This is a genomic window from Arthrobacter sp. zg-Y40 (genome assembly GCF_020731535.1).
Lineage (GTDB): Bacteria > Actinomycetota > Actinomycetes > Actinomycetales > Micrococcaceae > Arthrobacter_B.
This window is the reverse complement of the sequence record NZ_JAJFZS010000011.1, coordinates 128,112-148,223: the sequence shown is the minus strand read 5'-3', so window position 1 is coordinate 148,223 and position 20,112 is coordinate 128,112. Positions and strand designations below refer to the sequence as shown.

Annotated in this window: 16 protein-coding genes; 10 read left to right on the top strand and 6 right to left on the bottom strand. The window is 65.6% G+C overall.

Going from position 1 to position 20,112, the window contains the following annotated elements; genetic code table 11:
• Nucleotides 1–405 precede the first annotated feature (405 nt).
• The 5 genes from LJ754_RS16950 to LJ754_RS12145 are packed head-to-tail and all read left to right on the top strand — an operon-like array spanning nucleotide 406 to nucleotide 8,113.
• Nucleotides 406–3,222, top strand: a complete 2,817-nt coding sequence (locus LJ754_RS16950) for a PD-(D/E)XK nuclease family protein (protein WP_227926790.1) — start codon at nucleotides 406–408, stop codon at nucleotides 3,220–3,222.
• Entirely contained in the window at nucleotides 3,219–6,533 is a 3,315-nt protein-coding gene (locus LJ754_RS12160) for a UvrD-helicase domain-containing protein (RefSeq protein ID WP_227926789.1), read from the top strand. The genes LJ754_RS16950 and LJ754_RS12160 overlap by 4 nt, the downstream gene beginning before the upstream one ends.
• Nucleotides 6,526–7,026 (top strand): hypothetical protein, encoded by a 501-nt coding sequence (locus LJ754_RS12155; protein ID WP_227926788.1) that lies wholly within the window; start codon nucleotides 6,526–6,528, stop codon nucleotides 7,024–7,026. The genes LJ754_RS12160 and LJ754_RS12155 overlap by 8 nt, the downstream gene beginning before the upstream one ends.
• Nucleotides 7,027–7,073: 47 nt before the next feature.
• Nucleotides 7,074–7,724, top strand: a complete 651-nt coding sequence (locus LJ754_RS12150) for a hypothetical protein (protein ID WP_227926787.1) — start codon at nucleotides 7,074–7,076, stop codon at nucleotides 7,722–7,724.
• Complete coding sequence (locus tag LJ754_RS12145; protein WP_227926786.1) at nucleotides 7,721–8,113, top strand: TY-Chap domain-containing protein; 393 nt, start codon at nucleotides 7,721–7,723, stop codon at nucleotides 8,111–8,113. The genes LJ754_RS12150 and LJ754_RS12145 overlap by 4 nt, the downstream gene beginning before the upstream one ends.
• A gap of 15 nt (nucleotides 8,114–8,128) precedes the next feature.
• Here LJ754_RS12145 and LJ754_RS12140 read toward each other — a convergent pair whose 3' ends face one another.
• Nucleotides 8,129–8,782 (bottom strand): TY-Chap2 family putative peptide chaperone, encoded by a 654-nt coding sequence (locus LJ754_RS12140; protein WP_227926785.1) that lies wholly within the window; start codon nucleotides 8,780–8,782, stop codon nucleotides 8,129–8,131.
• 243 nt (nucleotides 8,783–9,025) lie between these two features.
• Here LJ754_RS12140 and LJ754_RS12135 point away from each other — a divergent pair, with 243 nt between their 5' ends.
• Nucleotides 9,026–10,723 carry a nuclease-related domain-containing DEAD/DEAH box helicase gene (locus LJ754_RS12135; protein WP_227926784.1) on the top strand — a complete coding sequence of 566 codons (1,698 nt, stop codon included), beginning with the start codon at nucleotides 9,026–9,028 and terminating at the stop codon, nucleotides 10,721–10,723.
• Between the two features lie 11 nt (nucleotides 10,724–10,734).
• Here the strand turns inward: LJ754_RS12135 and LJ754_RS12130 are convergent, their stop codons facing one another.
• A complete protein-coding gene (locus tag LJ754_RS12130; protein ID WP_227926783.1) occupies nucleotides 10,735–11,397 on the bottom strand; it encodes an NUDIX hydrolase in 663 nt (220 codons plus the stop codon).
• Nucleotides 11,398–11,501: 104 nt separating this feature from the next.
• On the opposite strand from LJ754_RS12130, the gene LJ754_RS12125 reads away from it, so the two are divergent.
• The 3 genes from LJ754_RS12125 (at nucleotide 11,502) to LJ754_RS12115 (ending at nucleotide 15,604) form a co-directional block, all read left to right on the top strand.
• Complete coding sequence (locus LJ754_RS12125) at nucleotides 11,502–12,974, top strand: ADP-ribosylglycohydrolase family protein (protein ID WP_227926782.1); 1,473 nt, start codon at nucleotides 11,502–11,504, stop codon at nucleotides 12,972–12,974.
• Between the two features lie 69 nt (nucleotides 12,975–13,043).
• Nucleotides 13,044–13,967, top strand: coding sequence for a GIY-YIG nuclease family protein (locus tag LJ754_RS12120; RefSeq protein ID WP_227926781.1), 924 nt, complete (start codon nucleotides 13,044–13,046; stop codon nucleotides 13,965–13,967).
• 56 nt (nucleotides 13,968–14,023) lie between these two features.
• Complete coding sequence (locus tag LJ754_RS12115; RefSeq protein ID WP_227926780.1) at nucleotides 14,024–15,604, top strand: SIR2 family NAD-dependent protein deacylase; 1,581 nt, start codon at nucleotides 14,024–14,026, stop codon at nucleotides 15,602–15,604.
• A 5-nt stretch (nucleotides 15,605–15,609) separates the two neighbouring features.
• On the opposite strand, the gene LJ754_RS12110 is transcribed toward LJ754_RS12115, so the two are convergent.
• From LJ754_RS12110 to LJ754_RS12100, 3 genes are all read right to left on the bottom strand, one after another.
• Nucleotides 15,610–16,350 carry a hypothetical protein gene (locus LJ754_RS12110; protein WP_227926779.1) on the bottom strand — a complete coding sequence of 247 codons (741 nt, stop codon included), beginning with the start codon at nucleotides 16,348–16,350 and terminating at the stop codon, nucleotides 15,610–15,612.
• A 210-nt stretch (nucleotides 16,351–16,560) separates the two neighbouring features.
• Nucleotides 16,561–17,718 (bottom strand): GDSL-type esterase/lipase family protein, encoded by a 1,158-nt coding sequence (locus LJ754_RS12105; protein WP_227926778.1) that lies wholly within the window; start codon nucleotides 17,716–17,718, stop codon nucleotides 16,561–16,563.
• 53 nt (nucleotides 17,719–17,771) lie between these two features.
• Nucleotides 17,772–18,626, bottom strand: coding sequence for a helix-turn-helix transcriptional regulator (locus tag LJ754_RS12100; RefSeq protein ID WP_227926777.1), 855 nt, complete (start codon nucleotides 18,624–18,626; stop codon nucleotides 17,772–17,774).
• A 98-nt stretch (nucleotides 18,627–18,724) separates the two neighbouring features.
• Between LJ754_RS12100 and LJ754_RS12095 the strand changes: the two genes are divergently transcribed.
• Nucleotides 18,725–19,273 (top strand): VOC family protein, encoded by a 549-nt coding sequence (locus LJ754_RS12095; protein WP_227926776.1) that lies wholly within the window; start codon nucleotides 18,725–18,727, stop codon nucleotides 19,271–19,273.
• Between the two features lie 30 nt (nucleotides 19,274–19,303).
• Here LJ754_RS12095 and LJ754_RS12090 read toward each other — a convergent pair whose 3' ends face one another.
• Nucleotides 19,304–20,107 (bottom strand): helix-turn-helix domain-containing protein, encoded by an 804-nt coding sequence (locus LJ754_RS12090; protein ID WP_227926775.1) that lies wholly within the window; start codon nucleotides 20,105–20,107, stop codon nucleotides 19,304–19,306.
• Nucleotides 20,108–20,112: the final 5 nt, after the last annotated feature.

Below are 20,112 nucleotides of genomic sequence, written 5' to 3'. Positions count from 1 at the left end.
GCATCGTACGGAGCCGTGGCGCGGACGGCCGCCGCGAGTGGCGCTACTCGAGACCCCGCGGCCAACGGCAAGAAGGAAACGACTGTTGAAGCAGGGGTTGCAACGTGTCCCATTTGTTCACACGAGGCCTGGCCCATCGTCCGCGGCCTGTGGTGTCCGCCAAGTGATGGATCGAAGCCCAAGGTCTGGCCTGCGGGATGCGTGATCACTGACGGGCCCCAGCCGCAATGGCGGTGCATGGACAGTTCCTGCGGCTGGGATTGGTAGTTGCCATAGCGGGGCCTGCTGGCAAGGGACCCGCAGCACCAGCTGCTAGGTTGAGTGCACTTAATAACGAGGGGGAGTTCATTGAGTACAGATTCATCCGGTGCTGATTCAGCACCGGGCCCAAGGGCCCGGACACAGGTGTACACCAGCACGCCCGAAGCACTGCAGGCGCTGGCCGACGCCGTTGCCCAGGCTCAGCACGGCCTGCCGCTGCAGCCGGTCACGGTCATCGCGCCCAGCCGCGCCTCGGCCCTGGACCTGTCCCACTATCTGGGCCGTGTCCTCAACGAAGGCCGCGGCAGCGCCGCGGTCCGCACCACCACACTGGACGATCTGGCCGAGGAACTAGTAGCCGCCGACGGCCAGTTGTCCGGCCGCGCACCGCTCCCGGCCATGGTCCGCGAAGGCGCCGTCACCGCCATACTGGCCGAAGCGCCCGGGCTGTTTGCCGAAGTCGCCGACCAGCCGGCCACCGCGCGCGCGATCGCCTCGACCTCCGCAGCATTGGACGCAGCCTGCCCCGACGACGTGACCGGCCTGTCGCCGCTGGTGCGTGAGGTTGCCCGCGTGCACCGTGCCGCCGCTCGGATCCTGGGGAGCAGCTGGTATACCAGCCATGACCTCTATTCCGCTGCAGCCGCCGCTGTGCAGACGCCGCGGATCCGCAAGCGCCTTGGCCCGGTGATCGGTTTCCAGCTCGCCGACGAGCAGGACCCGTCCGCGGCAGCCTTCCGTGCCGCCCTCGAGCAGCACGCGGCAACCGCCTACCTCACCGCAGCATCCTCCCCCGGCCCGGTCGAGCAGGTCCTTAGTGCCTCCGACGCCGATGATGAAGCCCGCGCCGTCGTCCGACTGGTCATCGAAAAGCTGGCAGCAGGCACTCCGAGCCACCGCATCGGCGTCTTCTATTCCGCCGCCGATCCGTACCGCACCCTGCTGGCCCAACGCCTCGCCGAAGCAGGCATCACCTTCGTCGGACCGTCAGCACACGGCTTGGCCGATACGGGGCTGGCCCGCGGGCTGGTGAATCTCCTCAGCCTCGACCCGGCGAACCCCGATGTCCGGATCCTCCTGGATGTCATGGCGCAGGGCGCCCTGCATTGGCAGGAGGGGAGCCTGCCCAGCAGCGCCGTCTGCGAGCGCCTGCACGCCTCTCCCCCGGCTGATCAGGAGGACGCGGACGAGGACCACGAACCAACGGAAGCGGAACAGAAGCGGCAGCAGGACTACGCCCAGTTCACCGCGTTCATCGCGGTCCTGGGCGAACGCCTGTCTGGAGTTTTCGCTGCCCGGACCTGGACGGAGGTTGCGGACACTCTGGCGGACTTCGTCTCGGAATTCCTCGGGCCCCGGGCCGCGACGGAACGCCCCGAGCTCGGCAAGGCCCGCGATTTGGTCCGCGACGTGATCCGCGATCTGGAACTGCTGCACGGGATCGCCCCGGCGCCCACCGCCGCTGCGGTACGCGCCGCCGTCGCCCGCGGTATCGAGGCCCGCCGGTTCTGGACCGGCACCAGCGGCACCGGCGTGGTCCTGGGCTCGTACGACGACGGCGTGGGCCGCGACCTCGACGTCGTCTTCTTCACCGGGGCGGCGGACGGGCTCGCCCCCGCCCGCATCCGGGAAAACCCGCTGCTTCCCGACAGCGCCGGACACCTGCTCGCCGTGAAGCTGCCGACCATCCACGAACGTGCGTCCGCACGGAAGGACCAGTTCCAGCGGCTGCTGGCCACCGGCGTCGAACGCACCATCCTGTTTCCCCGCGGCAACCTGCGCGCCGGCGGAACCCTGCAGCCCTCGCGCTGGCTGGCAGGGACAGAGGTCCGGCATCTACCCTCCTTCGCGCACGGCCTGATGCACGGCTCCCCCACGGGTGTGGCGGCCACGGGGCAGGAATGGCGTGTCCGCTACCTTCTCGGCACCGGCTCCCTGACCGGCGATCCGGTGCTGGACGCCGTGTCCGAAATTCGGGCCGACCGCCGGACCGGCACCTTCTCCCGCTTCAACGGCAACCTCACCGGAGTGTCCGGTTCCATCATCGATCCCCAGAAACCCATCTCCCCCACCAACCTCGAGGACTGGGTCATCAGCCCGCTGGCCTACTTCCTGCGCCGTGTCCTGAGGGCCGAACTGTTTGAGGACGTGACCCTCGAGGTCCAGATCAGCAACCTCCAGCGCGGCAACCTGATGCACCAGGTGCTGGAGGACTACGTCCGCGGCCTGACCGACGGCAGCCAGACGGTCTCTTCCGAGCGGCTGCTGGAAATCGCCGAAGCCGCGTTCGAAGCCACCGGCAATCCGGCCTGGCTGCGGCACACCTGGGACCGGGACAAATCGCGGATCCGCACCGACCTCCAGAAGGCCCACGAGTCGGACCAGCAGGCGCGCGACGCCGGTTGGCAGCACTTCGCGGTGGAAGCCGAGTTCGGTGCAGAAAGCGGCGAACCGCCGGTGGAGCTGGACCTGCAGGGAGGCAGCACCGTCCGGTTCCGCGGCAAGGTGGACCGCGTGGACCGGCACTCCGGCGGCCAGGTGCTCGTCATTGATTACAAGACCGGCAAAGCGGACAAGTATAAGAAGCTGACCCGCGAGGATCCCACCGCTGGCGGAACCCGGTTCCAGCTGCCGGTCTACGGACTGTTCGCCCGGCGTTTCGCTACGGATCCGGGGGCGGAGGTCCGGGCCGAATACCGGTTCATCACCGCCGATGGGAAGTACGAACGCGTCGGCTACGACGTAGGCCCCGACGTGGAAAACCGGCTCCGCGAGGACGCCGGCCTGGTCATGGCGGCCCTGCAGGCCGGGGTCTTCCCGCCGAAGCCCCAGCCGGAGGGACACGGATACACCAACCACACCACCCTGATGGGCGCCGCCGGCGTGCGGCACACCTGGGAGCGGCTCAAGGATGACCCCGCCCTCAGCGACTATTCCCGTTTCTTCCAGGAGGAAAAATGAGCCAGCCGAAGACCTCCCCCGCCCAACCGGCACTTAAGGACGACGGCGACCGGCACCTCATCGGCACCGCCCTGGACACCACCGTTTTCGTCGAGGCCGGCGCCGGCAGCGGCAAGACCCACGCCCTCGTCGGACGTATCGCCGCGCTCGTGGACGGCGGCGTCGACATCGGCGGGATTGCCGCGATCACCTTCACTGAGAAGGCGGCTGGTGAACTCCGGGACCGGCTGCGCCGCGAACTGGGCAACATCTACGGGCTGGATGCCGTCGAGACCGAACGGCGGAACACGGCGCTGGACCGGCTGGACGCCGCACCCATCGGCACCATCCACTCCTTCGCCGCCCGCCTGATCAGCGAATACCCCATCGAGGCCGGGGTGCCGCCGCTGATCAGCGTGGTGGACGAGCTTCGTTCCCAGATCGCCTTCGAACGCCGGTGGGAAGACGCCCAGCAGGCGCTGTTCACCGACCCGGCTGCCGACACCGCACTGCGCGTGCTGCTCGCCGTCGGCATCACCCTGGACCAGCTGCGGAAGGTCGCTGCTGCCCTGGACGGCAACTGGGACCGGCTGCGGACCCACCCGCCGCAGCGGCAGACCGTTCCGGTCCTCGACGTCGGGCCGCTGCTGCGAGCGGCCGAACTCGTCCTCGAACGGAAGACGGACTGCACCGACCCCGCGGACAAGCTCATGGGCCGCTTCCCCGTCGTGGAGGAGTGGCGGAGCCGGCTGCAGGAAGTCCGCGGGTCCGGAGATCTCGGCCGCCTCATCGACGTGCTGAAGAGCCTGCCGGCCAAAGGCTATTCCATCGGCAGACAGGGTAACTGGGGCGGCGACGTCAAAAGCGTCCAGCAGCAGTTCCTTGCGCTGGTCGAAGAACGGGATGCGCTTATCGCCGGGCAGGTGTCCCCGGCCGTCAACACGGTCAGTGCTGTTCTGGCCGACGTCCTCCTCGCTGCTGCGAAGGTGCGGCAACGCAGTGGCGAGCTCGAGTACCACGACCTGCTCGTCCACGCCCGCGATCTACTGGTGGGCAAGACAGAAGCCGATGCCCCCGCGCGCCTGCCCCTGCACCGGCGCTACACCCACCTCATGCTCGACGAATTCCAGGACACCGACCCCGTCCAGGCCGAGATCGCCGTCCGGCTGGCCGCGGACACCAGCTGCGGCACCGACGGCTGGGAAGACCTTCCAGTGGCACCGGGGCGCCTGTTTATGGTCGGTGATCCGAAGCAGTCCATCTACCGCTTCCGACGGGCCGATATCGCCACGTTCCTCTCCACCCGGGATCGTGCCGTCGCGGATCCGGGTTCCAAGGTGGCCACCCTGCAGACCAACTTCCGCTCCGGAACGGCACTGCTGGACTGGATCAATGCGGTCTTCGACGAATTGATCGAAGGCAACGGGACCGTCCAACCGGACTACGCTGCCTTGGTTCCGGACCCGTCCCGGCCGGTTTGGAACGACGGCGACGGACCCGCCGTCGTAGTGCTCGGCCGCGACGGCGCTACTCCCGGCGAGAACGGAAAGGTGAGTGCGGCCGACCGGAACCGGCAGGAAGCCGCCGATGTCGCCGCCGCGATCCGGCTGGCCACCGGCACCGGCGGAGTGCCGGCATGGCAGCATCAAGCCGGCAACAAGGAAGGGTTTGCCCGGCGGCCGCTCCAGCTGCAGGACGTCTGCGTCCTCCTCCCCACCCGCACTGCACTGCCGTATCTGGAGGATGCCCTCGATGCCACCGGTATCGAATACCGGGCGGAAGCCTCCTCGCTGGTTTATGCCACGCAGGAGGTAACCGATCTGCTGCTGGCGCTGCGGACGCTGGCGAACACCGCTGACCAGGCGGCCTTGGTGCTGGCGCTGCGCTCGGCGCTGTTTGCCTGCGGTGACGACGACCTCTTCCGGTGGAAGCAGGCCGGCGGGGCGTGGAACCTGTATGCACCGGCTCCCGAGGGACAGGAGGACTCCCCCGTCGGGAAAGCCCTGGGCTATCTGGCTGCCCTGCATAGGGAACTGCCTCTGCTCTCCCCCGCGGAGCTGATCGAGCGGATCGCTGCGGACCGGCGGGTGCTGGAGGCGGCAACGGATACGCCCCGCTACCGCGACGTGTGGCGGCGGATCCGGTTCGTCATTGACCAGGCGCGGGCCTGGTCCGAGGCGACCCACGGCGGGCTGCGGGACTATCTGGTGTGGGCCGCGTCCCAGCAGGAGGAGAACGCCCGCGTCAAGGAGGCCATGGTCCCCGAAACGGATATGCAGGCCGTGCGGATCATGACCATCCATGCCTCCAAGGGCCTGGAATTCCCGATGGTGGTGCTGGCCGGTGCCGGTTCCGCGCCGAAGCCGTCGTCTGCGCCTGCGCTGTGGGACGACGCGGGCAACGTTTTTGTCCGTTTCCTCAAGGGCATAGAGACGCACGGTTATGCCGACGCGGATGCAGTGGAGAAGGAGTTCGCGGAGGCCGAGCGCCGTCGGCTGCTCTATGTTGCCTGCACCCGCGCCGAAAGCCATCTGGTGGTCTCGCACTACAACGGTTCGACCAGCAGCCTCAGCGGACTGCTGGAATCGGTCAACGACGTCGAGCGGGCGCCGAGCCTGGAGCTGCCGGCGGAGCTCCTGCCCTTACCCAAAGCCCGGACGGCGGCTGATCCGGTGCCCGATTTTGGAGCCTGGCTGGCTTCGAGCGCTGACTGGGCCGCGGAATCGGCGCGGGTGTCCCGGACCTCGGTTACCGCACTCGCGAAAGGCGGCGGTGCCCGGGTCACGACGGACTACGGCGTTGCTGGCGCGTTCTACGCTGCGGCGGGGGGTGAGGAAGTGCTTCCAGGGTTCGCCGGCAAGCCGGAGGAGCACGGAACGGTGTTCGGTACCGCGCTGCACCGCCTGCTGGAACTCACGGACCTGGAGTTGTCGCCGTCGCTTCCCGGGCTGGCCGCCGACGTCGCCGCCGGCGCCGGCCTGCGCAACGCAGCAGATCTGGAGGCGTCCGCCCGGTCCGCTCTGGAGAGTTCACCTGTCCGGCGGGCTGCCGAACGCGAGCACTGGCTGGAGCTGCCGATCATGGTGCCGGAGACCGGACACACCGTGGAGGGCATCATCGACCTGATGTACCGGGAGGAGGACGGCAGACTGGTGGTCGCCGACTTCAAGACCGATATCAGCGTCAGTGAGGATCAGCTGGCTGCCTATTGGCGGCAGCTGGGCACCTACGCCAAGATGATCGGCCGGATTACCGGTGAACAGGTCAGCGAACTGGTGTTGATTTTCTGCCGCGCGAGCGGTGCTGAGGTTCTGAGGAGGACGCGTGGTTGATGTGGGTGCATTCAATGAGACGGATTTAAGAAGTCGGGGCTTCGCCGGGTTTAAAGCGTTCGGCGACCTCGATCTGTCGGCCGTTCCTCGCGAGCCCGGTGTGTACTCAGTGCTGCGCAGCACGAACGGTGCGCACGAGGTGCTCGACACCAGTGTTGGCGGATGGTTCAAGGGTGCAGATCCGACCGATGATCCTGTCAAGCTGAAGGGCCGCTTGTGGGATGCACCGACGCTTTATATCGGCAAAGCCGATGCGGGTACGAACGGCACCCGAGGTCTGCGGAAGCGTATCAGCGAGTTCGCCAAGTTCGGCCAAGGTCTACCCGTCGGCCACAAGGGCGGGCGGTACATATGGCAACTCTCCAACTCCCAGGACCTACGTATCGCCTGGCTTCCGGTTACCGACCGTTCCGCCAAGATCGCCGAAGACGAGCTGCTGGAGGAATTTTTCGTCGCTTACGGACAGCTACCCTTTGCGAACCTTCGGCGGTAAGTGCGAATTCCAGGCCTCCTCGAACACCCCTATGAAAAGGAAATACCTTGTCTGAATCTGACATCTCCACTCTGGTTGAATTCGTCCAGGCTGAGCTTCCGCGTGACACATGGAAGCCGTGGCCCGGCGGCTGGCCGGAGCAAATCGAAGCTGCCTTGATTGACGCCGTACTTAGCATCGCCGCTCAGTACGGGACACCCGAAAACGGGGTCCGTGGCGCGGTCTCCCGCTATCGAAAGGCAGTTGGCACAGACCGGCCGAATGATCTGGCACGGTTGACCGCCTACGATCCAGACGAGCTGCAGGCTGTCCTCACCGACCAGAAGGTCAGCGGACGCACCAAGGCGTCGGCCATCGTCGAAGCCGCTGGGAACCTGCTGGCTCTCGGAGTGAAAACGGCCTCAGACCTCGATCCGCACGACCCGGCCCAGAAACGGGCCTACACATGCGTCCACGGCCTCGGCCCGGTGACCTGGGAATACTTCGGCATGCTGCTCTGTAAGCCGGGAGTGAAGGCAGACCGATGGATTCTTCGCTTCGTGAGCCGAGGGCTGGGTCGAGATCTAACGCCTGCCGAGGCGCGTTCTCTGCTGCACGAGGTTGCCGACCACATTGATGCCACTCCCACGGAATTGGACCACGCCATCTGGGCGTACGAACGTGAGCGGCAAGCCCCCGAAAGTGGGGCGACCAAGTGAAGGACAAAACTTGGGACGCCTTCCACGAATCCATCCACGAGGAAATCAAGTGGCTCAAGGACGGGGATTTCGTGTCCATTGAATACGGACAGGAAATCGAAGACGCGGTGTCTCCCTACGCGCAGGTGGCCCGCGAAGACGACTACTTCTGGTGCGAGATAGTGTCCAACACCTACCTTCCCGGCGACACATGGCCGCTGCACGGAGACACCTTGCGTGAGGCCGGAAGGAGCCCGCCGGACGAGGACTGCCCGAACTGGTACAGCGAACGGTCCGGTTCCGTGGCCGCTACGGCCGCGGTCATTCACGGTCTGCGGTACGGACGGGCGTGTACCGATCCCGAATTTATGGAATGGCATGCCGCTACCACACCGCCGGAAGCTGAATAGACCTGCGGCAGCGGACTACGGAAGCAAACCTCCGTACACGTCCATGGTCAGCGCGAAGATGCTTCGATTTAGCTCTTGGTATCTGGCGCTTAGGTCAACGACGTTCCCGTCAACTTTGAGGAAACCAAAGTTATCGACCATCGCTACGGGTTCCTCATCGCGCCGCAGAACCCATCGAGTGTCTTCGTAGTTCTGGAGGCGGGCGAGTACCTCCTCGCGCGGCTCCGCAAGAGGTCCCCCTTCAGTCTCGTATACCTGCCAGGAACGGCGGTCGCCCAGCGTCATCTCCAAAATGGAAGCAATAAGTCGATACCCCAGAGCGCGTCCGCTGGTGGCAGGTGCCTTGGAAGGTAAGTGGATACCGGCGGACTTTTCTAGAGCTATCGCGATATCCCGTGCACTCCGCATTTGAAGGGCTCTTTCCCACGGAATCATCAAATGGTCTCCGTTGTTGACGCATGCGGAAAACCCACTGCCCATACGCCGCGCAGCATAACTGATGCCGCCGCCGTTGGTGAGCATCAGAGCATCAGAATGGGATGCACCACCACCGTAGCCCGTTAGTCCCACGAAAACGGAGGGATCCCGTCTAGCCAGCTCGCTGGCGACCCGCCAAGACAACGCATTGACCTGAGCGTAACCAATGGTTCCTTGTTCTGCCTGTTGCATTACGACCCTTCATCTCACACAACGGAAGTCCTCATTATCCGGGTTGCAGCACATCATCTCGCTAAAGCACGCGCCTTGGCACTCTACGAAAAAATGACCATGCTGTCTGTGCCTTCAACGGCAGGACTTCCGCTGGGGAGGGTGACACTTGGGCTACACCGCTCCGACAACCGCCGAATGAGCCATACTGCACGGTAACCTGCTCACAACGTCTGGCGCACCGCCGGCACACCAGGGGGAACCGTGAAGTGCATACCGGAAGAGCCGTTGTTCGGTGAAGGCAGGCTCGCCGAGAAGGCAGTCTGGGATGCACTGCGCGCCCAGCTGCCCGACGACGTCGTACTGGCACACTCAGTCCAGGTACGCCACGGACGGGCCGAACACGAAATCGACATTCTGGTGCTGTGGCCCGGTGTCGGGCTGGCCGCGATTGAGGTCAAGGGTGGCAGGATCTCCGTCCAGCAGGGCCAGTGGTACCAATCCGACCGGCAAGGACCGCACAGGATCGAAAGTCCGATTGCACAGTCCCAGGGCGCGCAGCATGCCTTCAAAATGTGGGTACAGGACCAGCTTGGGTCTCCCCTGGTCAGCAGGTTCGCCTACATGGCAGCGTTCCCGTACAGCACTGTCCCCCATGACTGGGAAATGGCCGGGGTCCCCCGGCCGCTCATTCTGGACGCCGATGATCTAGGCGACTGCCGTGAACGCCTGCGTGCCGCCATCGAGACCCAGGCCCAGGGCGGAAGCCCGCTCGCACTCAGCTACGCCCGGCGCATCACCGATCTGCTGTCCGGGAACCTCGAGGCCGGGACCACCCCGTCATTGACTGCTCTGGAACTGGAAAACCTTCAGGAGCAGCTCACCGAACGCCAGAAGGTCCTGCTCGATTGCAGCCGCTCCATTCCCCGGGCACGGTTCGTCGGAGGGGCGGGCAGCGGCAAGACCTGGCTGGCCGTGGAGAAGGCAAAGCGGCTGGCCAAGGAAGGAAAACGGGTGGGGCTGTTCTGCTACAACCGGGGTCTCGCCGAGCATCTGCGCCGGCAGGTGGCCGGCTGGCGCCAAGCCAAACCGGCGTACGTCGGCGGGTTCCACGACTACGCCGTCTCCCTTGGGGTTCCCGACGGTTCGGGGCAGGCCTACTTTGACGAAGACATGCCCGCACTGATGCGGGACCTTGCAGCTGACCTCCCCCGGGGGCAGAAGCTGGACGCGATTGTCATCGACGAGGCCCAGGACTTCGCTCCGCTCTGGTGGGAGAGCCTGCTCGCCTGCCTTCGGAATCCCGACGACGGGGAAATCTACGCGTTTATGGACGAGCGCCAGAATGTCTACGGACGTTGGGATTCCCAGTCCGCGGGCACTGCACTCGACCCGACCGCAGGGCTGGTCACGCTCCACATCGATGAGAATCTCCGGAACACCAAGCGCATTGCCCAGACGTTCAAGGGCTTCGCGGGCAAGCATTTCTCGCCGCGCGGCGGTGACGGACTTCCGGTGCGGCTGGTGCCGTGTTCCACGGAGGACGCCATCGATGTGGCCGGGGACTGCGTTGACGCCCTGATCGACGAAGGCTGGGCCAACAACCAGATTGCGTTCCTGACCACGAAGAACCGGCATGACATCCATAAGGAATTCGAGAACAACCTCTCAAAATACTGGAATGCTTTCCACGACGACGAGGAAGAGTTCTACGGGCACGTCCTGGGGTTCAAGGGCCTGGAGCGTTCAGTGGTGATCCTATGCGTCAACGGTTTCAAGGAAATGAGCCGTGCGGCGGAAATGCTGTACGTTGGCTTGTCCCGCGCGCGTTGCCTGCTGGTGGTCGTCGGGGATCCGGACCTCATCACCGAAGCCGGCGGACCGGAGCTGGCACGGGCTCTGGACCGGATGCAGGAGTGGCAGCCGCAGCTGCAGCCCGTCACCGAAACCATCGTCCCCTAGCTGTCTCGGTACTAGCTCCCCCGCCGCCACAGCCGCGACGGCCGTCCGCGGGCGCCGTCGGACATCTGCCCCGTCCCAGTCAGCTGCGGCTCCATGAGCCGGCGGAAGGTGTCGCGCATCAGCGGCCGGCCGGCCACCGCCTCGTGCAGGTCCCGAAGGTCCTTCAGCGTGAAGGGCTCGAGCAGCAGGCCAGCCGGGTCAGGAGTCTGCTCATAGTTCTGCTGCATCCGCTCCGCTGCAAGGCGCACCATGTCCGCGTGGCCGTAGGGCAGCCCGGCGATCAGGTCCGCATCGGCCGTGACCGAGGCCAGCCGGACATCATCGGACTGCAGTGGCTGCTCCAGGTCCCGGAACGGCACCGCGTCCACGTGCGCGACCGACAGTGTCCAGCCCCGGTCATCCCGGCCCGGATCGTCGAAGACGTGGAGCTGCTGCGGAACCCGCCCCTCAATGCCGGCCTTGTCCCGGAGCGAGCGCAGGACGGCGGCCGCCAGGGTTTCGCGCTCCCGCAGGAAGGTGCCGGGCAGGGCCCATTCCCCCGTGTGGTGTTCCTCCCGCCGGCGGACGATTAGGACCATAAGGTCGCCTCCATCCACGGTCAGTGCTGCGGTGTCCACGGCCACCGAGGGCCGCGGGTACTCCAAGAGGGACCGGGGCGTGCGGGACTCACTCATACCCCTATTTATCTCAATATTGCGCAAAAGATGCAACCGGTGCATACTGGGATCACTTAGCGCAGAAATGCTCAAAACCATCCGCTCGTCATCCTGGAGGCCGCATGAAACTCAACTCCGAACAGAACGACCGCGCCGCGGGTGTCCTCGTCGCCCTCGCCGCCGGAGACGCCCTCGGCGCCGGCTACGAATTCGGCGGCCCGCTGCCCGACGGCGCCGAGGTCACGATGAAGGGCGGCGGCCCGTTCGGGTTCGATCCGGCCGAGTGGACCGACGACACTTCCATGGCCATCCCCATCGCAGAAGCACTCCTCGACGCCGGCCCCACCCCCGCCGCGCTGGACGCCGTCGTCCGCGCCTGGACCGCATGGGCTGCCGCAGCCAAGGACGTCGGCGCGCAGACCAGCAATGTCATCCATGCCGCACGTCACGCAGCTGCGGCCGCTGGCCGGTCCGACGTCACCGCTGAGGACTTTACCCACGCTGCACAGGTTTTCCACGCCCGGACCGGCCGGAGCGGTGGCAACGGGTCGCTCATGCGCACCGCTCCCCTGGCCCTGGCGTACCTGGACCGGGAACCGGCGGAGCTTATGGCCCAGGCCGGCGTACTCAGCGCGCTGACACACGTGGAGGCCGACGCCCAGGAAGCGTGCGGTCTGTGGTGCGTTGCCATCCGCGAGGCGGTCCTCACCGGCCGGCTGGAGATCCGCACCGGGCTGCCGCTGTTGCCGCCGGACCGTGCTGCCCTGTGGCTGGAGCGGATCGAAGTTGCCGAGCGCTCCCGGCCGCGGGACTTCACGAAGAACGGCTGGGTGGTGGAAGCTCTGCAGGGCGCCTGGAGCGCCATCTCCACCACTCGTGCCGGAAGCAACGGTCCCGACCATCTGCAGGCCGCGCTGGAGGAGGCGGTCCGCGGCGGCCGGGACACCGACACCGTGGCCGCCATCGCCGGTTCCCTGCTGGGAGCCGCCTATGGGTTCTCCGCCGTCCCGTTCAAATGGCGCCGGAACCTGCACGGCTGGCCGGGCCTGCGGGCCCGCGACCTGATGACACTCGGCGTCGAACTGGCGGCCGGCAACGGCAGCCAGGCCCGCGAGTGGCCGCGCACGCCGCACTTTGACTACAGTTCCTGGTCCCGGACCGGCGTGCTCGTCCAGCACCCGGACGACGACGGCGTGTGGCTCGGCGGCGTCGGTGCACTCGGCAGGACGGCTGAGCTGGGCATCGATGCAGTGGTGAGCCTGTGCCGGCTGGGCACGGAGGATGTTTCCGGCATTGCCCCGAAGGATCAGGCGACCTTCTGGCTGGTGGACTCCGCGTCCCCGGAGTCCAACTCGCATACCGCCTTTGTGCTGCAGGAAGCTGCGGCCGCCGTCGAACGTTTCCGCACCGAAGGGAAAACCGTGCTGCTGCACTGTGTACGGGCCGAATCCCGGACGCCGACGGTGGCCGCCCTGTACGGGGCACGTGCCGCCGGAGTGACTCCGCTGGAATCGCTGGAGAATGTACGCCGGGTGCTGCCGAATGCCCATCCGAATCCGGCGTTTCGGGAAGTGCTGGCGGCGGCAGGAAACTAACCGGTGTTTGGTGACGTGTCCTCGGGATTTTGAGAAGTACACCTGCGATTGTGTAACGACAATTATCAAATGGGGGAAATCATGAAGAGTAAAACTGCAACTAAGCACAATTCGCGCGTCATAGAACAGGTCGCTTCACTCCTCGGCCGCTATGTCTACCTTTTGGTAGATCCGCGAACCCGCCAGCCGTTCTACGTTGGCAAGGGAATTGGCACACGCATGCTGGCCCACGGGTTGGAAGCCGAAGCACTCACCCCCGAAGAAGAAGAGCAAGACGCAGAACACTCCCGCAAGATCAGCAGTATCAAAGACATTCGAAGGGCAGGCCTAGAGCCGAAGATTTGGATTCTTCGCTACGGAATGGGAAGCGAGTACACCCAGGTGGAAGCCGCTGCCATCGACTTGCTGATGACCTTTCAACTCACCCCCGTTCAGCCGCCCTACCCGTTGGAAACACCGACCCAGCTGACCAACGCCCGCCGTGAGGCAACCCGCGGCCATGGTATTCGCACACTCGACAGCCTTGTCGCTGAGTTCGCTGCACCCGAGCTGTCCCACGACGTTGACCCGCTGCTTCTCATCACCCTCAAGAACTGGAATGACGAGGAGCTGGATACGCCTGGTGGCACGATGCGGACCGGATATGGTTTCAAAGCTTCCTGGTTCAATCAGGACACTCTTGTGGAGGAGATCGACCAAGTTGCCGACTCCGTCCGCTGCTGGTGGAAAGTCGACCAGGTCCGCGTTGAGCGGGAAGGCATTCAGCATGTGGTTGCCGTGCACCGCGGCGTCACACGTGCCCTCTTTGAGATTGTCCCCGGAACATGGGAAACAAGCGAAGACGGCCGTCGCGGGTTCCAAGTAAAACCCGTACTCGACGGTGAGATGTTCGACCGTGTAGTTGGTCCATTCGGGCACCGCACCCCAAAGAAGCTGCTGGGCGACCGGAGCGCCCTGAATTATTGGCCGCGCACCAAGACACCAATCAGCTGAGCGCCGGAAAGAATGGTTGGAAGGGCTGGAAGGGCCGGACGTGATACAAATCCCTCATGGGGGAATCACACGTCTTCGTTACCAGAGGCAGCCTGACCAACTTCGCTTGCGACGCCTGGCTGCTGCCCACCGACCGGACCTACAGCATTGCTGCCTACTGGCGTAACACTGTGCCCGGCCTCGAGGACGCCGTGCAGAAGAGCAAAGACCCCGGCTTCGCCGGTGGAGCGGTGCTCGCGCAGCCGGTCCATGCGTGGCCGGCCAACGATCCGCTGCCGGTCCTCACCGCTGTGCCGTACTACGGGATTTCATCCGTCAATGAACTCATTCCTCCGCTAAGGGAATTCATTTGTGTGGCCGCGGACAGCGCCAAACGACGGCGGCATGTAGCTGGCCGCGAACCGTCCCGCCCCGTCCCCCTGCTCGCGATGCCGCTTTTCGGCACGGGAGGCGGCGGCGCAGGACTGGTGAAAGGCGACGTCATTCGTCTGCTCCTCGAAGAGACACGCATGGCCGCCGCCGAGGCCGGCGTCGACGTCGTACTGGTGCTGGCGAACGAAAAGGACTTTGCCCTCGCCCAGGAACTCCGGAAGCGCCAGCCGCAATGGTGGGCACCCCTAGACCGCGAGCATCAGGAGCAAGCCGCCCGCTTGGCCGCTCATGCCCGCGACGGCAGGCTCGTTCCCTTCATGGGAGCGGGCGTCAGCATGAGTGCCGGGGCACCAAGCTGGACGGATCTGCTGTCCGCTTTAGCCACGGCTGCTCACCTCTCAGACTCCGAGCGCGAGTCCCTGAAACACCGGGGGCACCTGGACCAGGCGAGCATTCTGCGCTCAATGTACGAGGAACGTGCTGGGCAGGATTCACCAACCTTCAACCAGGCCATCGCGAAGCTGGTGGAGCTGAAACGATACGGTTTGGCTCCGGCGCTCCTTGCCAGCCTGGGCAGCAGGGAAGCGATCACCCTGAACTACGACGAACTCTTTGAGGCTGCATCGGACGACGCCGGTGTCCCCCGCTCGGTGATTCCCGACGGCGCCGGCGAACACGACGACTGGTTGCTGAAACTCCATGGATCGGTGACGGACCCGGACTCGATAGTCCTCACCAGGGACGACTACCTCGGATTCAGCACGTCCCGCAACGCGCTTTCCGCGCTGGTGAAAGCCACCCTCATGACGCAGCACCTCCTCTTCGTCGGGTTTGGCCTCACCGATGACCACTTCCACGAGATCCTGCACGATGTGAAGCAGGCTCTCCCCAAGGAGAGCAGGACCGGGGAAGGATCAGCGACGGCACTGATGCTGTCCACAGATCCGCTGGACCCCCGGATGTGGTCCAACCAGCTGAAGCTGGTGCCGATGAGTCAGGAGTCCCGAAAAGAATTCAATGCCTCCTCCGGGAGGACACTCGAGATTTTCCTGGACCTTCTGGTGGCCCTGTCCACGGACAGCCACTCGTACCTGCTGGCCGAAGGATATGAAGGGGCACTGACCGAGTCCGAACGGTCCCTGCGGGAGACACTGCTGGATCTGGGCAAACGCCTTACCGACGCCGAAGCCCAGAGCAGCGGCGGCGTCCGCCTGCGGGAGATGCTGGCTGAGCTGGGAGCTTCGGCTCCCAGCTCATGGTCCTGACGAAGCTATCGACCCAGATGCCAACTGTAACTGGCTTTGTCCCAGTTGACGGTCGCCGAGAAAACGTAGCCGCTTTCAGATCCGTCGTCCTGCTTCTCGTTGACGGCAATGCATTCAAACGTTCCGGTTATCGCCGTTAGGTCGTCGACTGATCCTCCACCTAGTGGCGTGCATTCGGTGCGCTGAATCGGGCCGTCCAGCCGCCCTGCGTCTACACGCTCCGTGGCATCTTTCTGCACCGCTTCTTCCAAACCGTCAACTATGAGTGCTCGAACTGCCCGTTGAGCCGCGGCCTTCTTTTCCGCGGCCTCTTGCAGTTTCTTTTGTTCGGCCGCAGCCTTTTCCGCAGCCTTTTCCGCAGCTTCGGACGCTTTCCGATCAGCTTCTTCCTGCGCGGCAACCTCCTGCGAATGCTGTACCGCGAGGGTAATTGCTGTACCGCCGCCGATGGCCAGTACCGCCGCCAGAATGATCGCGATGGTTTTCTTGCTCAACCGGCCACGCTTGCGGTTGTACGAGGCACCGCAGTTCGGGCAATAATCGCCGGGAACCGAACTCTGAACACTGCACTTGGGGCAGATTCTTGTCCAGTGCTGCCCGGGAGTTGCGGCTTGTCCTTCCATGGGCAGGCTCTCTGCTGCCTCGGGCTGCGCATCAATTGATCCGGCACTTTGTAACTGGTTCTCTGAAGACTCCGCGTCACTCACGCTATTGGAATCCGCGCTGGTATCTGTTTCGTCGGCCATTCTGCTCTCCTTGTTTCAGTCATAACGGAACAAGGGACTCAGCAGATTCGAATGCTGTGACCGCGCCGAGATTAGGCGGGCGGAAATTCAAGCGTCAGTGCAGTTTCCCCATGTAGCTATCGGGTAACTGCCCAATTGCCAGAACAGTATATGCGTTTTTCACGCAGATAATTCCGCACTGCACGACCGTGCCGTTGCGGAATGAGGGATTTACGACCGCGTCCCCTTCGCAAACGGCCCCTCCCCCGCAAACGCATACTTCGCGAACCGCTCCCCGATCAGCCGGTGCGTAGCCGTATCCGGGTGCAACGCATCAGGCAGCGGATGCACCTCAGCATCCCCTGCCCCATAAAGACCCAGTCCATCCAGATAGAACAGGTTCGGGTCCTCCGCCCGGCGCTCCACCAGCGACTCCAACGCCTCGCGGATCACCCGCAGCGTCAACTGGCCCGCAGCCACACCCTCCGGCGAACCGGTCGCCACGAACTGAACCTGCTCGGTCCCGAACGACGCCGGATCGAAGGCGCCGGGACCCGGAGTGTCCTCATGAATGCCACAGAAGATCGGCGAAACGAGCACCAGCGGCGTCTCCGGATGCCCCTCGCGGATGGTGTCCAGGAACCCGTGCACCGCCGGCACAAACGCACGCAGCCGCATCACGTCTCCGTTCACCACGTTGATGCCGAGCTTCACGCTGATCAGGTCCGCCGGGGTATCCCGCATCAGCTGCGCGGTAAACGGGTCCACGAGGGCGCTGCCGCCCAGGCCGAGGTTGTGCAGCTCGACCCCGCCGATCCGCGCCGCCACCGCAGGCCAAATGCCCGACGGCGTCGCTGCATTGGAGCCGTGGCTGATCGAGCTGCCGTGATGCAGCCACACCGGCCGCCCGGAGTCGTACGCCGCCAGCGGAGCGTCCGACCGCAGCTCGACCAGCTCCACCGCTTCGTTGTGCGGCAGCCAGATCTCCACCACTTTGGATCCCGCAGGCAAGGAAAACGCGCTGATGTGCGACTCCCCCTCCACCTGCCGGCTCGCCCCGGTGGACATGTTCACCTCGGTGTACGAACCCCCGGTGAGTTCGTCGCTGTGCAGCAGCTCGCCGTCGACCAGCAGGTCAACGAACCCCCGCGGCCGGTCCGCGCCCAGGTAGACCACACGCGTGGGATGCGCGACCAGCTCGACCTGTTCCGCCGTCGTCGTGAACACCAACCGGACGCCGGAGGGCTGGGACTCGGCCATCATCAGCTGCGGATCGGGGAACCGCGTACGCACCTTCGCGGGTAGCCGGTGCGGCCGCAGCCCCCGGGCGGTGGTTTCGAGTTCCGCGGCGCCGCGAACGAGTGAGGGCGTGATGACAGTGGTGATCATGGGTTAAGTCATATCGCAGGGTCGGTCACTTCCGAAAAGCGCCTGCGGTGCCCCTAGGAATCGGCCGCGGAGCGCCGGTAGCCGCTGGGCGTGAAGCCGAGCACCTCACGGAAGTCGGCGGCAAGGTGGGCGTGGTCGGCATAGCCCAGGTCGGCGGCAACGTCGGCAATGGGGGTTTCCGGATGCAGCCGCAGCCGTTCCGCCGCTTCCTGCAGCCGGTAGCGGCGGATCATGGCCAGCGGCGGCAGCCCGACATACCGCCGGGCCAGGCGCTGCACCGTCCGCACCGAGACGCCGAACTGCCCGGCAAGCTGGTCCACGCGGGTGATCGACGCATCCGCTGGAATCAGGTCCTCCAGCCGGTTCGCGAGCCGCCCCTCGGCGTCGGGAACGGGAACGCGTGCTTCCAGCCAGCGGGCAGCCGCGGCGACGGCGGCAGTGCGGCGCGCCTCAGCGGGGTCGACAACCGGTACGACGCCGGCCCCGGCACTGTCGCGGTCGGCCCCGGCTGCGTCGTCGTCCGGCTTACCGGTCATCGCCGCCACCACCGCGGCCAGCAAGTCCGGGGCATCGACCGGGATTTCCGTGTCGCGGAGGCTACCCGGATCGTCGCTAAAGACCGGCACCGCGGCGGGACGCAGCAGCAGGCCCACCGCCCAGCCCCTTCCCGACAGGTCGCGGAAGGACCGCCGGGTGGCCGGACCGGAAAGCGCGACCCCGTCCTTGTCCACCACAAGGTTCAACGCAGGAAAGGGCAGGACCTCCTGCCGGGACACCCGCCCCGGAGCAAGGTTCCATTCCGGAATCCACACCCAGCGGACCCGGTCCGCCAACTCTTCCGCCGGCAGGATTCGGTGGAACTCGGGCAGCCGTGCCGGGTACAGGGTGCCGCGCCACTGCTCGACCATCGTTCCCCTATCCCCGCAACGAACTTCCTCAACCAGTGGCCCGGACCCTGTCGCGAATCTTCAAGCCCGACCCCTGCCGCCCTGCCTACGCTGGCACCATGACTACAACAAACACACCGAATTCAAGCACACCGAACACCGGAACAACCGGCAAGACCCCAGCCGGCGTCACCGGCGCCCACACCACCAACGGCATACCGCACGGTGCCACCAGCCTGACCCCGTTCCTGGCCGTCCCCGACGCCCGGACCGCCATCGACTTCTACCGGGACGTCTTCGGCGCCCGGCCCGTCGACATCACCGAGATGGGCGGGGTGGTGGTGCATGCGGACCTGGACTTCGGCACCGGGCGGCTCCAGCTGGGCGAACCGAACGCGCAGTTCGGGCTGGTCCCGATGCCGTCCGGCGACGAGGACTGCTACTCCATGGGCCTCTACTGCGCCAACGCCGACGAGACCGTGGCGCGGGCCGAAGCCGCCGGCGCGACCATCCGGGAGCCGCTGAGTACCTTCGTCTCGGGAGACCGGTTCGCCAGTATCCGCGACCCGTTCGGGGTGCGCTGGTCCGTGATGAGCCGGGTGGAAGACCTTTCCGAGGAGGAAAGCGCCCGCCGGGTCGCGGAATGGGCGGCGGAGCAGTCCGGCTAGGACCGCGCGGCCACTAGGGGCGCGCGGCCATCAAGAGCGCACAGCCATCAGTGATTTCATGCGCTGCTCACTGGAACCGTCGGCCTCGGCCACGTACACCACCAGTTGCTGGCCCGGTGCTTCTGCCACCTGGAAGGTATAGAAGGTGACGGCAATCGTGCCGGCCCGCTCGTGGTGCAGGACCTTGCCCTCCCGTGTTTTCGGCTCGACCGCGAACAGCTGCCACAACCGGTCGAACTCCGAGTTGGTCCGCAGTTCGGCGATCAGCGCGTCCCGTTCCTGCCGATCGGGGTGGAGATCCATGGTGGTGCGCAGCGCGCCCACGCAGGATTCTGCCGCCCGGTTCCAGTCGGCGAAGAAGTGCCGGCCCGCCGGGTCCAGGAACACGTTCCGGGCAAAGTTCCCCTTGTCCGCAAAGCCGCTGAAGAGCGCCTCCGCCAACGGGTTGAGCTGCGTGATGTTCAGCAGCGAATCCAGAATGAACGCGGCCGAATCCGTGGACGTTTCCAGCAGGTGTGCCAGCGAGGGATCCACCGCCCGAGGGGACGGGGTCCGCTGCGGCGAGCGCCCGGCAAGCAGATGCAGGCGCTCGTCCTCGTGCCGGGTCATCTGCAGTGCCGCCGACAGGGCGGTGAGAACCTGCCCGGACGGGTTCTTCTCGCGGCCCTGCTCCAGGCGCAGGTAGTAGTCGGTGCTCAGCCCGGCCAGTTCGGCAACTTCTTCGCGCCGCAGCCCGGGCACCCGGCGCCGGGTGTGGCTGGCGAACGGATACAACGCTGCGTCCGCAGCGTTGCGGCGGGCCCGCAGGAACGCCCCCAGATTGTCTTCCCCCATGTCAC